Consider the following 12,282-nt stretch of genomic DNA (forward strand, 5'->3'; position numbering starts at 1 on the left):
GGTGGCGCCGCCTGCCGCGAGCACCGACGCGGCCAGCGCCGACACCGTCCCGGCGAGCAGGCGAGTGGACGTACGCAGCAGGTTGCGACGGTTCACGCTAACTCCTCCTCGATTATCGGCGACGCTGACCACCGTAGCACAGTAACGATGCATAATTGATGCAACCGAGATCCCAGGAGGAGCGATGACCCGGGTGCCGGCGACCCGCCTCGCGGGCATCGCGACCGCCGAACACGGGCTCGCCCTTCGACGCGCCGCCCTGCCCGGCCGGTGCGGCTGGGCGCACGACGACACCGCGCGCCGCACCGCGGCCCGCATCGCCGGATTTCGCGATTTCGCCTCCGGACCGGCTCTCGCACTCGCCCCGACAGAGGACCCCGTACGGCCCGCGAGTTCGGTCGGCATCGGCTCGGATCGCGGCGACACCGTGGCGCTCGGGCGGGCGTCGCGCGGACAACCGCAGTGCGCCGAGACCACCCCGACAACGGCGGGCCGAGGTCTGCTGTGCGCCGCCCACACCGGGCGGGGGTGACGCCGTGCCGGAACCGCGCGAACCGACCACACCGCACAACCACACGGGCGGGGCGGATCCCGTCGGCGGGGACGGGCAGAATGGGGCGATGCCCGCCGGTTCCGTCCCCGTGTCCGATGCGGCCGGATACACGGTGCGCGCGGTCGCCGAACGTCTCGGTATCCCGACCGCGACGCTGCGCAGCTGGAACCGTCGTTACGACATCGGGCCGACGCAACACCGCCCGGGCAAGCACCGCCTGTACACCGAGGCCGACATCGCCATGCTCGAGCGGATGCTCAGCCTGATCCGCGCGGGCGCGAGCCCGGCAGGGGCGGCGGCGACGGTGCGCGGCCCCGCGCCCACGCTCGGCCGGCGCGAATCACTGCTGGCCGCGGCCTTCGCGCTGGACACCGGCTCGGTGTCCAGCCAGCTCGACGCGCACGTCCGCGCGTTCGGCGTGGTGGACACGTGGAACCTGCTGTGCCGCCCCACTTTCGCCGACATCATCGATCGGCAGCTCGGCGGCGAGGGATGCGTCGACGTCGAGCACTTGCTGTCCTGGTGCGTCATCTCGGTGCTGCACCGGACCTATCCGCCGCCGATGGCCGACGGTCCCACACCGGTGGTACTGGCCTGCACCAGCGGCGAGACGCATTCACTGCCGCTCGAGGTGCTGCGCGCGGCTCTCGCCGAACGCGGCGTGGGCGCGCGGATGCTCGGCGCCGACGTCCCCGCCGCTGCGCTCGCCGACACCCTCGCCCGTTTCGACCGCCCCGCCGCCGTGCTGCTGTGGTCGCAACAGGAGTCCACCGCGTTGACCTCCGCGGTGCGCGCGTGCCTCGGCGCGGGCGCCCGGGTTCTGGTCGGCGGCCCGGGATGGGAGGCGGTCTTCCTCCCCGACGGCGTGGAGCGCGTCGACAACTTGGTCGACGCCGCCGACCGGCTCGCCTGAACTCACGCCCGGACGTTCAACCCGCGGTCCTGCCGAGCAGGTGCCGTAGCGCCGGTTCCAAGGTCTGCGCGCGGAACCGATGCCCGGCCTCGGCCAGCCGCGTAGGAACGACCCGCTGGCAGGCGGACGCCAACTCCCGGTTGCCTTCTCGGCCCAATAGCAGCGCAGGACCGAACCCGGGTACCGGGAACAGTGCGGGCCGGTGCAGTACAGCCGCGAGGACCTTGGTGTACTCGGCATTGCGAACCGGTTGCGGCGCAACGGCATTGACCGCGCCCGACAGACCGGCGTCCCAGAGTGCCCGATGGTAGACGTCGATCAGGTCATCGATCCCGATCCATGACAGCCACTGACGACCGTCGCCGATGCGCCCGCCCAGTCCGGCCGTGAACAGCGGGCGCAGCAGCCGCAGCGTACCGCCGCGCGGGGACTGCACGATCCCGGTGCGCACCCGCACCACCCGCACACCCGATTCCGCAGCGGGAGCCGTGGCCGCCTCCCACCCGTCGACCACGTCGGCGAGGAAGCCTGCACCGCGGGGCGACAGCTCGGTCAGCGTCTCGTCGCCGCGATCGGAGCCGTAGTAGCCGATCGCGGAGGCACTGACGAAGACCGGCACCGCCGCCTCGGCCGCCACCTCGGCGAGTTTGCGGGTCGGCCCGATCCGGCTGTCGGCGATCGCACGCTTGTGCTTCGCGGTGAACCGGCCCGCGATGGACGCCCCGGCCAGATGCACCACCGCATCCACGCCGTCCAGCAGATCCGGCGCGGGATCCTCGGTGTCCCACTGCCTTTCGTCCGCCGCACGGGGCGTGTGCCGGACCAGCCGCACCACCCGGTGCCCTCCGGTGGTCAGGAACGCGACCAGCGCCGAACCGACCATACCGGACGCTCCGGTCACCGCGACCGTCCTGCCCGCGAAACCCGCTCGCGCCGCCCGCGCGTGGGCCGCCAGATCGTCGGCGAGTTGCCGGTGGCGGTAGGCGAACATGGGGCGCAGCACCGTGGCGGGCACCGGCGCGTCCACCCGGTCCACCACCATGGTGCGGTTCTCCTCGACGACCTCGAAATCGTGGGTGTGCCGCCAAGGCAGCAATCCGGCGGGCAAGGAGCCGACTCCGTCGACCGTGACCGCGTCGACGAAACGGCGCGGCGGGTCGTACTCCCGTGGATCGTGCCGGGCCACCCAGCGCAGACCACCGGGCAGTCCGAGCACCGCCTGCCCATCGGAGAGCGAGCCCGATTCGGCGCGCGGCGATACCGGCTGCCAGGGCGGCGCCAGGCGGGTCAGCGCGCCGGGACGCGCGTGCCAGGCGAACACCTCGGACCGAGGAAGATCGATGACGCTCGCGTACTCGATGCCCATGACCCGACTGTAGCCCCGAACCGGCCCGATGCAGCGTTTATGCATCGTTATTGGAGACAAAATCATGCGCGGAGGGTCAGACCACGAACGGAATCAATGCCTTCCGCCCGGCCGGATAGTCGGCAAACTTCTCCCGGTACCACTTGTGCGTAGCGAAGGCGCGCGGGACCAGGTTGCCCGCGGTGATCAGGAAGATCACCACACCGGCCAACGACCACGTCGCCAGCGCGAAGCCCGCCCAGGCGATCAACTCGCCCAGATAGGCCGGGCTGCTGACGAAGCGGAAGCCGCCCCCGTAGGGGATGCGGTACTCGGCGGCGCCGGGATTCGCCTTGTCCCGCAGATTGCGCACGATCGACTCGGAGCGCACCAGCAGCGCGAACCCACCCAGATAGACGACGAGCCCGAGCAGGAACCGCGGATCGGTCAACCATTGCGGCCCGTACTGATCGAGGTAATCGTGGCTGAAGAACGAGCCGTTGAGGTAGCCGTGCAGCGCCGTGACGAACACGCCCGCGGCGAGCACCGAGATATTGAAACTGCTCCGCTTACCCGGCACCTGCCGGATGGACAGCGGGAAGAACCAGCCGCGGTTGCCGTAGTGCAGCGCCCAGATCGCCGCGAGCACCAGCGAGGTGGGCTCGAAACGGTTCGGGCCTGCGAGGTAGCAGACCGCGAACACCACCGTCGCGGGGATCTCCATCAGCCACCAGCCCAGCTTGGGGTTGAGGTTGAAACCGACCTCGGTGGTGGCGAAGCGCCCGTAGGGACTCTGCGCGAAGAAGCCGCCGACGAGCACGAACGCCGCGAAGGCGAAGGCGATCGTCAGTACGGTGTCGTAGGCGGTGTTCCCGGTGTACCAGTCCATCCAGTTCCTTCGTGGTGCGGAAGCGACCGGTGCGACACCGGAACGCGACGCCAAAACTAGAACTTGTTCTACCATGTGTCGAGTCCCGGCTCGTGTCAACGGAGGTACTGCCATGCCGCTGGATCCTTCGGCCGCAGCGCTGCTGACGGCCGTCGAGGCGTCACCGCGCGCGGTCGCCGCGCACGACAGGTCCGCGTGGGTCGGCCTGTTCGCCGTCGACGCCGAGGTCAACGACCCGGTGGGCTCCCGCCCGCATGTCGGCCGCGCGGCCATCGAACGCTTCTACGACACCTTCATCGGGCCGAACACGATCGCGTTCCAGGTGGACCGCGACCTGGTCCACCCCCCGACGGTGGTGCGCGACCTGACCATCGCGACCACGATGTCGACCGGCGCCACCGTCATGGTCCCGATGCATCTGCGCTACCGGCTGGTCGAGCAGGAAGGGGCGTGGAAGATCGCCCACCTGGCCGCGCACTGGGAGCTGGCGGGCATGATCTGGCAACTGCTGCGTACGGGGCTGCCCGGAATCGCCGCCGCGCTGAAGCTCGGACCGCAATTGATCGCCAACCAGGGCATCGGCGGGGCGCTCGGCATGTTGCAGGCGCTCGGCGGCGTGGGCCGCGGTGGAAAACGCGCCACGACAAGGCTTTTCGCGGCAGCCGCGAGCACCGACCTGAGCCGGGTACGCGAGCTGCTCGGCCATCGGGCCGACATCGAACTGCCCGCGGGAACGCCGGTATCGGTGGAGGAGTTCACCAACCGGGTGCGAAGCATGCGCTGGAGCAAGGTGATCGCCGCAGGCCGCACGGTCACGGCGAGTGTGCGGGTCGGCGGGGTACCGGGCGTGGCGGTCGCGGAGTTCGCGCCCGGCGGCGACGGCATCGTGGCCCTGCGGTTCTATCTCGATTCCGTCTGAATTCTTGTCTGCTGATCGCCGGGCACTCGGCCGTTTCGCCTTCGCGGATCACCACTGAACCAGCCCGGTGGCGCACGGCATCGAGCACGACCGCGCCCAGAGGCGTGCTCCGGACATACGGATGACCGGACGCGCTCGGCGCCCGGCCACCACGGGTTACAGGGTTCGAGCGGCGCCGGAAGGCGCCGTCGCGGTCAGGAGGTGAGCTGCCCGACGCGTTCTTTCACCTGGCCGGGCACGGGGACCTCGACTCGTTCCGACACCGGACCCTCGACTCGTTCGGACAGCGGACCCTCGACTCGTTCGGACAGCGGACCCTCGACTCGTTCGGACACCGGCTCCGCATGCTCCGTCCAGCCGGGCGGGCCGAAGACGTACCCGAGCCGCCCGCGCCACGTGCTCGCGCCGCGCACGTCGCGGATCAGCGCGGCCAATTCGTGATAGTTCACCTTCAACGGGTTGTCGGTGCCGATGTTCTTGGTGAGGCCGTAGCGGACCGGTTCGGTCTCGGCGGCGAAGCTGCCGAACAGGCGATCCCAGATGATCAGGATGCCGCCGTAGTTCTTGTCGATGTAGGGCTGGTTCGAGCCGTGGTGCACACGGTGGTGCGACGGTGTGTTGAACACGAACTCGATCGGCCGCGGCAGCGTGCGCACGCGCTGGGTGTGGATCGGGAACTGGTAGAGCAGGCCGATGCCCTGGAGCAGAAAGATCATCCACGCCGGGAAGCCGAGCAGCGCCGCGGGCACCCACGCCAGCCCGCGCAGCAGGCTCGCGACCGGATGCAACCAGGACAGGCGGATCGCGGTGGAGAGATTGAAGTACTGGCTGGAGTGGTGCACGCTGTGCGCGGTCCACATCAGCCGGACCCGGTGGTCGGCGCGATGCGCCCAGTAGTAGCACAGGTCCGTCACGACCAGGCCGAGCAGCCAGACCCACCACGACCGCGGCGACAGGTGCAGCGGTGTGATCGCCGCGGCACCGACCACCGCCGAGAACGGCACCACGTATTGCAGCAGTGGCTTCGTCAGCCTGCCCAGCGTGAACGTCACCACGTTGGAGGCGGTGTCGCGGACCGACCCGCTGGTCTGCGGCCGGTCCGGATCGCGCCGGTAGGCGATCCACTCCACCAGCATGAGCACCGCGAACGCCGGAATGGCATAGCTCAACAACTCCACACGGCCCATCAGTTCTCCTTCACCGTCCGTCGTCGACCTTCGACGCTACGGACGCGGGCCAGTGCGGGCATCGCGCCGGCGAGGGATTGCGCATCCCCCGTGCGGGGGACGCGCGGCGCAGCCCGCCCGTGCACAGTTGCGTCCGGCGAGGCCGCACGGGATGGCTAGGATGCCCAGGACGCGGCACCGGACACGGACGGAGGCGGTGACCATCTGTTGGATGTGAGCAGGTCACTGGCCCGCCAGTCGGTGCTGGTCGCGGTGGTGGCCGCCGTGATCGACGCGGTGGTGCTCGGACTCAGCGGCGTGTTCGCCGTGGCCCCGTGGCAGACGACCGCGGCTGTCGCGGCGATCGTCGCCGCCGATCTCGCCTTGGCCTTGCCGCCCCGGACAGCGGGCGCGGTCGCGGTGACGCAAGTGCTCGTGCGCCTGCTGGCCGTGCTGCTGCTGCATCGGCACGGATTCCCGATTCGAGTCGCCGACGTGGGGTTCCTGGTGGCCGGATATCGCGCGGGAGCATGGCTGGCCGGGCCCAATTCGGTGCTCACCATGGTGCTGCTGTGCGCCGGGGTGGCCGGGGCTCACCTGTTCACCGACAGCGCCGCTGCGCACGACTGGCGAATTCTTCTGGCCGCGACGGTGTCCGCGGGCTGCGTACCGTGGCTGGTCGGCCGCTACACCGCGGCACGGGGCGCCTACATCGCCGATCTGGAACAGCGTGCCCGATTGCGCCGCCAGGAGCACCGGGCGGCGTTGGAGCGGGCCGTCACCGAAGAACGGGCCGCCATCGCACGCGACCTGCACGACGTGATCTCGCATCACGTCAGCGCGATCGGCATTCACGCCGGTGCGGCGCGGCTGGCCCTGGGCGGCACCGCCGACGCGGCCGCCGCCCGGTCGCTGTCGGCCGTGGAGTCCAGTAGCCGAGCCGCGATGGTCGATCTGCGCCGCCAGCTCGATCTGTTGCACGGGCGCGAGGACGACGGGCAGCGCCAGCCGGGACTCGCCGACATCGACGGGCTGATCGAGCACGTCCGCGCGGCCGGTCTGGAGGTCGAGGTGACCGTGCGCGGCGACGCGATCGAGTTGCCGGACTCACTGAACCTCACCCTGTACCGCATCGTGCAGGAGATGCTGACCAACGCGCTGCGGCACGGGGACGGCACGCACGCGCGATTGGACGTGGAGTACCTGCCGAAGCGGGTCGTGCTGCGCGCGACCAATCCCCTCGCCGACGAACCGGCGATCGCCGACACCTCGGTTCCGCGCGGGCTCAACGGGATACGCCGCCGCGCCGAGCTGTTCGGCGGCGAACTGGACTACGGCCGCGACGCCACGCACTGGCGCACCACGGTCTCGATGCCGATCGGAGGATCGTGAACTCGCCCATCCGCGTCTTGATCGCCGACGACCACAGCATGTTCCGCTCCGGTCTGCGCGCCGTCGTCGACAGCCAGGCCGACCTGGACTGCGTCGCCGAGGTGGGCGACGGCCGCGACGCCGTCGCCGAGACCGCCCGGCTGCGACCGGATGTCGCGATCCTAGACGTCCGGATGCCGAAGCTGGACGGGCTGGCTGCCACCGCCGCGATCGTCGCCGCGGGCGGAACACACGTCCTGGTGCTCACCACCTACGACAGCGAGGCCAACCTCTATCGCGCCTTGCAGGCGGGTGCGAGCGGGTTCCTGCTGAAAAGCCTGCCCCCCGAAGAACTGGTCGCGGCCGTCCGGATCGCGGCACGTGGCGACGCCCTGATCGATCCGTCGATGACCCGCCGCCTCGTCTCCCGCTTCGCGAGCACGCTGGCGCCGCCGCGCACCCCGCCGGAAGTCGGCCTGCTCACCGCTCGGGAACTGGAAGTGCTGCTCCTGCTGGCCGACGCGCGCAGCAACGCCGAGATCGCCGCGCGGCTGTGCGTCGGCGAGGAGACGGTGAAGACCCATGTCTCCCGTATCCTCGCCAAACTCGGCGTGCGCGATCGGATCCACGCCGTCGTCTACGCGCACCAGCACGGCCTGGTCACGCCGGGCGCGCCGCGCTCCGGCTGACCCGGCGCGCCGCCGCACCGCTTCGAACTAGCCGCCGGCCGGTGGTTCGCCGACCGTGGTCGTGGGGTCGATGATGCCGAAGACCTCACCCTGCGGGCCCTGGACGATGCCCATGCGGCCGAAGGGGCTGTCGTCGGGGCCGCCCATGACGGTGGCGCCGAGATCGCGCGCCTTGGCCAGCGCGTTGTCGGTGTCGCCGACTTGGAACCAGGTCAGCCAATACGACGGGTCGTCGCCCGGCATCTTCGTCGAGTCGTTGACGCCGCCGAGGGCGTCGCCGTCCTGCGTCCGGCTGAAGGTCGAGTACACGAAGCGCTCGCCGTCGCCGATCTCGGTGTAGTGCCAGCCGAACACGTCGGCGTAGAACTGCTGCGCCTGCTTGTAGTCGCCGGTGTGCAGTTCGTTCCAGCAGTAGGCGCCGTGCTCGTTGTAGATGCCCGCGCCGGTGTGGGCCTTGGACTCCCAGATCCCGAAGACCGCGCCGGTGGGGTCGGCGGCGACGAACATGCGGCCGACGTCGAGCACGTCGAACGGTTCCATCATCAGCGAACCGCCCGCGCCCTTCACCTTCTGCGCGATGTCGTCGGCGCTGTCGGCGGCGAAGTAGGTGGTCCACACCGACGGCATCGGCATGCCCTCCGGCTTGGGCCCGATGCCGGCCGCCGCGCGGCCTTGGCGCATCGCCATCAGATATCCACCCGCCTCGGGCGGGCTGTCCTCGATCTCCCAGCCGAAGAGTTCGCCATAGAACCCGCGGGCGCGCGCCGGGTCGTCGACCTGACTGTCGACCCAGCACGGCGTTCCCTGCGGCCAGCTTCCGTCATGAGTGGGCATTACGGGGTGCCTCCTGACATCGGTTGCCGAGGTGCGGCCGGGACAGCCGGCACACGGCTAGTCAACCATCAGCATTCGGTGCGGGTGAGCCGATTCGGCCAACCGCGCCGGCGGCGTTCGCGAACCTGGAGTTCCAGGTGAAAGGTCCCCTTACACAGATCAGTCCCCGGTAGTCTCGTCGAAACCGTGAGCCTCAGTCGTCGCTGTGACTCCGGTGTTTCAACTGGCTGCCGGGGGCCTAGCCGGATCTTGGATCGGTGCTTCACTGCCTGCCGACGTCTCAGCGAGCAATGCACACACCTACCGGTGTTCCGGTGTACCTACTAGTCTCCTCCACTTTCCTCCCCAGTCAAGAGGCATGCACCGCCGATTCCCAGCGCCGTGTCCGGCGCGAACAGCCCTGCGGCACACCGCCGCAGACATCCTTCAGCAAACCGATCTCGCCGTGTACCCTTGGCAACCAGACCAGCTAATTGTGACTGGGGTCACATAGGCGTTCGCGCGCACGCCTTCCGCCACCGCCCCGCCAGGGCCACCGGATCCGTCACTACGGAGACATCATGAGCGCACCGAACCGATTCGACGAGCTGCAGCACCGCGTCGCGGACCTCGCACCGGTGTTCCGCGAACCGCTGGACTCGCCCTACGAGATCTCGAACGCATTGTTCGCCGCACTGCGGCACGTTCTGCACGACGTGGGCGGCCAGCCGGACATTCCGGTCGAGTACCGGGAGAAAGAGGAGGAGCCCTGGGAGATGAGCACCTACGTCACGTGTGAATGCCTCGGTTGGCGTGGCGTGTGGAACTCCGAGGAACGCAGGCGAGCGGAGAACGACCTCGGCGCGACGCTGTACTTCGGTCTCCCCTACTACGCGCGCTGGGCGACCGTCGCTGCGAAGACCTTGGTCGCCAAGGGACTGATCACTCCTGACGAACTGTCGGCCAAGCTGGACGAAGTACGCGCCCGACGGGAGGCGCGCGCATGACGAGGAAGTACCGGATCGGCGATCGCGTCCGGATCCGGGAGGCCACCTCGATGTTCCACACCCGCACCCAGGCCTACACCCGCGGCCGCACGGGTGTCGTCGTCGAGCACCGGCCGGACTGGATCATCCCGGAGGACGAGGCGTGGGGGCGCGAGGACGGCCGCGTCGAGCCGTTCTACGTCGTGCGGTTCCGCCAGAAGGATTTGTGGCCCAAATACACCGGTTTCGACGCCGACACCTTGGAGACGGAGGTTTCCGAGCACTGGCTCGAGCCCGCAGAGGAGGATGCCCAGTGAGCCGGACGCACGACCACGAGGCGCACGCGCCGATCCAGGCGAGCGAACAGATCAGCGAGTTCGAGGTGCTCGAGACGGCGATCCGGGAACTCGCCATCGAAAAGGGGCTGTTCTCGCAAGAAGACCACCGCAGGTTCGCCGAGTGGGCCGAATCCGTCGGCCCGCACGGCGGATCGAAACTGGTCGCGAAGGCGTGGACGGATCCCGACTTCAAGGCGCGCCTGCTCGCCGACGGGACCGAGACGTGCAAAGAGGTCGGCATCGACTGGCGCGACCCGACCGGATCCGGGACGCCGAGTGACTACACCTACTTCTACGTGCTGGAGAACACTCCCCAGGTGCACAACGTCATCGTGTGCACCCTGTGTTCGTGCTATCCGCGGCCGGTGCTCGGGATGTCGCCGGACTGGTATCGCACCCCCAATTACCGTCGGCGCCTGGTGCGCTGGCCCCGCGAGGTGCTCGCCGAATTCGGCTTGCACTTCCCGCCCGAGGTCGAGATCCGGGTGCACGATTCGAATCAGAAATCGCGGTTCATGGTGATGCCGATGCGCCCGGAGGGCACCGAGGGCTGGACCGAGGAGCAACTGGCCGCCATCGTCACCCGGGACACCATGATCGGCGTGGCGCTGCCCCAGGTCGACTGGACCGCGCAGCAGCCGCCGAACCGAGCCGAGTCCACCACGAGGAAGGATGGCCACCGGTGACGAGCGGCCCGTACGACGTCCTGCTGCACACACTGGATCCCGAACCGCGCCGGGAGAGCACGTTGCCCGAACTCGACCGCAAACCCGATCCCTGGGAGTCCAGCATGCAGGCCACGTGTGAGTGCCTGTCCTGGCGCGGCGCCCTGGACAACCTGGAACGCCGCCGTGCCGAGGACGCGCTCGGCGAGACGATCTATCACGACTTCCCGGTACGAACCCGCTCGGTCGTCGTCACCGCGCACACACTGATGGATCGTGGCGTCATCACCCCGGCGGAACTGCGCGCCCGCATGGACGCCGTCCGCGAGCGGTTCCACCGGCAGTAGAGCCTGCCAACCGACCGGACCCACGTAGACACAGACCGAAACGGCCCGGAACCTCTTGGTTCCGGGCCGTTTCCTTTGTAGCGGGGACAGGATTTGAACCTGCGACCTCTGGGTTATGAGCCCAGCGAGCTACCGAGCTGCTCCACCCCGCGTCGGTGAACACAACATTACACACGGGTTCCGGAAGACTGCAAATCGCCAGTTCAAACCCCCTTTCGGGGAGTTGAACAGACCAGCGGAACCCGAAGCGCAGGGACATCGCGGCCCACGGAATCGCGCCACAGCAACCGCCAACACGAGGCACATGTCGCTCGCGCCCACAAGATTCTCCACGAGACGAGCACTTCAAACGTGACGTACTTCACTATTTCGTAGTGATCTCACTCACATAACGATGCGATAACTTAGTGCCGGTCGAGCGTGTTGATGGCGTTTACCACCTGGAAAAACGTCGATATTCGGGTTATTCGCTTCATGCAATTCCAGCGTTATCCAGATGTGATCTGCTGAGATTTCTTCGTTACCGTCAGTCCACGGCCCGGATCATCCGAGACGGGCTCGAACTCGAACCGCCGAACACCGGCAACCCTGTCCCGCGGTTCGAGGATCCCCGACGACCTGGGGACAGGGACACGGCAGCTGGATCGCCGTGCCGGCGGGCGCAGGGAGGGAAACGACCATGACTGAGAACCGGAAGATCAGCACCCGCGCCTTCGGCCTCGCCGCCATCACCGGCGCTCTTGTTGCCGTCCCGTTCGCATTCTCCACCGCTTCGGCCTCCGCGGCGACCCACGACTGGGACGGCGTCGCACAGTGCGAGAGCGGTGGCAACTGGGGAATCAACACCGGAAACGGCTACTACGGTGGCCTGCAGTTCTCGCAGAGCACCTGGGCCGCCAACGGCGGCAAGGGCTCCGCGCACACCGCGAGCAAGGAAGAGCAGATTCGCGTGGCGGAGAACGTGCTCGCCACCCAGGGCCCCGGCGCGTGGCCGTCGTGCGGCAAGTACCTGCGCCCGGGCACCTCCGAGCCCGAGCCGCTCGTGCGGGCCGAGGAACTCCCCGAGGTGCCCGAACCCGCCCAGCCCGCAGTGGGCGCCGCGCAGTCCGTGGTCGAGCAGGCCAAGTCCGCCGCGGCCGAACTGGCCGAGCGGTACGGCCTCGAGGGCCAGTTCCAGCAGATCGTGAACCAGAACAGCACGCTGATCGACTCCTTCGGTCGCTGACCCACCCTGCACAGAAAGACGCCGCCATCACGATGATGGCGGCGTCTTTCGTTGTCGTAGCTA

General features: G+C 68.9%; 14 protein-coding genes and 1 tRNA gene. 10 read left to right on the forward strand and 5 right to left on the reverse strand.

The genetic code is table 11. The features are described 5' to 3' along the window. Positions 1-184: 184 nt before the first annotated feature. Positions 185-532 (forward strand): hypothetical protein, encoded by a 348-nt coding sequence (locus ON19_RS22720; RefSeq protein WP_043696505.1) that lies wholly within the window; start codon positions 185-187, stop codon positions 530-532. A gap of 88 nt (positions 533-620) precedes the next feature. Then, on the forward strand, positions 621-1,466 hold the full coding sequence (locus tag ON19_RS22725; RefSeq protein ID WP_043696750.1) for a MerR family transcriptional regulator: 846 nt from the start codon (positions 621-623) through the stop codon (positions 1,464-1,466). A 16-nt stretch (positions 1,467-1,482) separates the two neighbouring features. Here the strand turns inward: ON19_RS22725 and ON19_RS22730 are convergent, their stop codons facing one another. After that, positions 1,483-2,832, reverse strand: coding sequence for a TIGR01777 family oxidoreductase (locus ON19_RS22730; protein ID WP_043696508.1), 1,350 nt, complete (start codon positions 2,830-2,832; stop codon positions 1,483-1,485). Between the two features lie 76 nt (positions 2,833-2,908). After that, the gene (locus ON19_RS22735) at positions 2,909-3,700 is read right to left on the reverse strand and encodes a phosphatidylethanolamine N-methyltransferase family domain-containing protein (protein WP_043696511.1); all 792 of its coding nucleotides are present in this window, start codon (positions 3,698-3,700) and stop codon (positions 2,909-2,911) included. 112 nt (positions 3,701-3,812) lie between these two features. Between ON19_RS22735 and ON19_RS22740 the strand changes: the two genes are divergently transcribed. Further along, positions 3,813-4,619: a nuclear transport factor 2 family protein gene (locus tag ON19_RS22740; RefSeq protein ID WP_043696514.1), complete on the forward strand. Its 807-nt coding sequence runs from the start codon at positions 3,813-3,815 to the stop codon at positions 4,617-4,619. 194 nt (positions 4,620-4,813) lie between these two features. Here the strand turns inward: ON19_RS22740 and ON19_RS22745 are convergent, their stop codons facing one another. Next, complete coding sequence (locus ON19_RS22745) at positions 4,814-5,806, reverse strand: sterol desaturase family protein (RefSeq protein WP_083899558.1); 993 nt, start codon at positions 5,804-5,806, stop codon at positions 4,814-4,816. A gap of 213 nt (positions 5,807-6,019) precedes the next feature. Between ON19_RS22745 and ON19_RS22750 the strand changes: the two genes are divergently transcribed. Both ON19_RS22750 and ON19_RS22755 read left to right on the forward strand, forming a co-directional pair. Next, entirely contained in the window at positions 6,020-7,177 is a 1,158-nt protein-coding gene (locus ON19_RS22750) for a sensor histidine kinase (RefSeq protein ID WP_227954640.1), read from the forward strand. Then, entirely contained in the window at positions 7,174-7,845 is a 672-nt protein-coding gene (locus tag ON19_RS22755; protein WP_083899559.1) for a response regulator, read from the forward strand. The genes ON19_RS22750 and ON19_RS22755 overlap by 4 nt, the downstream gene beginning before the upstream one ends. Before the next feature lie 27 nt (positions 7,846-7,872). On the opposite strand, the gene ON19_RS22760 is transcribed toward ON19_RS22755, so the two are convergent. Further along, positions 7,873-8,679 (reverse strand): VOC family protein, encoded by an 807-nt coding sequence (locus tag ON19_RS22760; protein WP_043696520.1) that lies wholly within the window; start codon positions 8,677-8,679, stop codon positions 7,873-7,875. A gap of 560 nt (positions 8,680-9,239) precedes the next feature. Between ON19_RS22760 and ON19_RS44735 the strand changes: the two genes are divergently transcribed. From ON19_RS44735 to ON19_RS22780, 4 genes are read left to right on the forward strand one after another with little or no spacing between them, the layout of a single operon-like run. Next, on the forward strand, positions 9,240-9,665 hold the full coding sequence (locus ON19_RS44735; RefSeq protein WP_043696523.1) for an SH3-like domain-containing protein: 426 nt from the start codon (positions 9,240-9,242) through the stop codon (positions 9,663-9,665). After that, the gene (locus ON19_RS44740; RefSeq protein WP_043696525.1) at positions 9,662-9,961 is read left to right on the forward strand and encodes an SH3-like domain-containing protein; all 300 of its coding nucleotides are present in this window, start codon (positions 9,662-9,664) and stop codon (positions 9,959-9,961) included. Before ON19_RS44735 ends, ON19_RS44740 begins: the two co-directional genes overlap by 4 nt. After that, on the forward strand, positions 9,958-10,668 hold the full coding sequence (gene scnC, locus ON19_RS22775; protein WP_043696529.1) for a thiocyanate hydrolase subunit gamma: 711 nt from the start codon (positions 9,958-9,960) through the stop codon (positions 10,666-10,668). Before ON19_RS44740 ends, scnC begins: the two co-directional genes overlap by 4 nt. Beyond that, positions 10,665-10,994 carry a hypothetical protein gene (locus ON19_RS22780; protein ID WP_043696532.1) on the forward strand — a complete coding sequence of 110 codons (330 nt, stop codon included), beginning with the start codon at positions 10,665-10,667 and terminating at the stop codon, positions 10,992-10,994. Before scnC ends, ON19_RS22780 begins: the two co-directional genes overlap by 4 nt. Positions 10,995-11,072: 78 nt before the next feature. Here ON19_RS22780 and ON19_RS22785 read toward each other — a convergent pair. After that, positions 11,073-11,146 (reverse strand) — tRNA-Met (locus ON19_RS22785). Positions 11,147-11,673: 527 nt separating this feature from the next. Here ON19_RS22785 and ON19_RS22790 point away from each other — a divergent pair. Then, positions 11,674-12,219, forward strand: a complete 546-nt coding sequence (locus tag ON19_RS22790; protein WP_043696535.1) for a transglycosylase family protein — start codon at positions 11,674-11,676, stop codon at positions 12,217-12,219. Positions 12,220-12,282 lie beyond the last annotated feature (63 nt).

The organism is Nocardia abscessus NBRC 100374, from assembly GCF_000308455.1.
Taxonomy (GTDB): domain Bacteria; phylum Actinomycetota; class Actinomycetes; order Mycobacteriales; family Mycobacteriaceae; genus Nocardia; species Nocardia abscessus.

Coding starts and splice junctions, on each gene's coding strand:
- ON19_RS22720 (WP_043696505.1), top strand. CDS start 185: ATGACCCGGGTGCCGGCGACCCGCCTCGCGGGCATCGCGACCGCCGAA.
- ON19_RS22725 (WP_043696750.1), top strand. CDS start 621: ATGCCCGCCGGTTCCGTCCCCGTGTCCGATGCGGCCGGATACACGGTG.
- ON19_RS22730 (WP_043696508.1), bottom strand. CDS start 2,832: ATGGGCATCGAGTACGCGAGCGTCATCGATCTTCCTCGGTCCGAGGTG.
- ON19_RS22735 (WP_043696511.1), bottom strand. CDS start 3,700: ATGGACTGGTACACCGGGAACACCGCCTACGACACCGTACTGACGATC.
- ON19_RS22740 (WP_043696514.1), top strand. CDS start 3,813: ATGCCGCTGGATCCTTCGGCCGCAGCGCTGCTGACGGCCGTCGAGGCG.
- ON19_RS22745 (WP_083899558.1), bottom strand. CDS start 5,806: ATGGGCCGTGTGGAGTTGTTGAGCTATGCCATTCCGGCGTTCGCGGTG.
- ON19_RS22760 (WP_043696520.1), bottom strand. CDS start 8,679: ATGCCCACTCATGACGGAAGCTGGCCGCAGGGAACGCCGTGCTGGGTC.
- ON19_RS44735 (WP_043696523.1), top strand. CDS start 9,240: ATGAGCGCACCGAACCGATTCGACGAGCTGCAGCACCGCGTCGCGGAC.
- ON19_RS44740 (WP_043696525.1), top strand. CDS start 9,662: ATGACGAGGAAGTACCGGATCGGCGATCGCGTCCGGATCCGGGAGGCC.
- ON19_RS22790 (WP_043696535.1), top strand. CDS start 11,674: ATGACTGAGAACCGGAAGATCAGCACCCGCGCCTTCGGCCTCGCCGCC.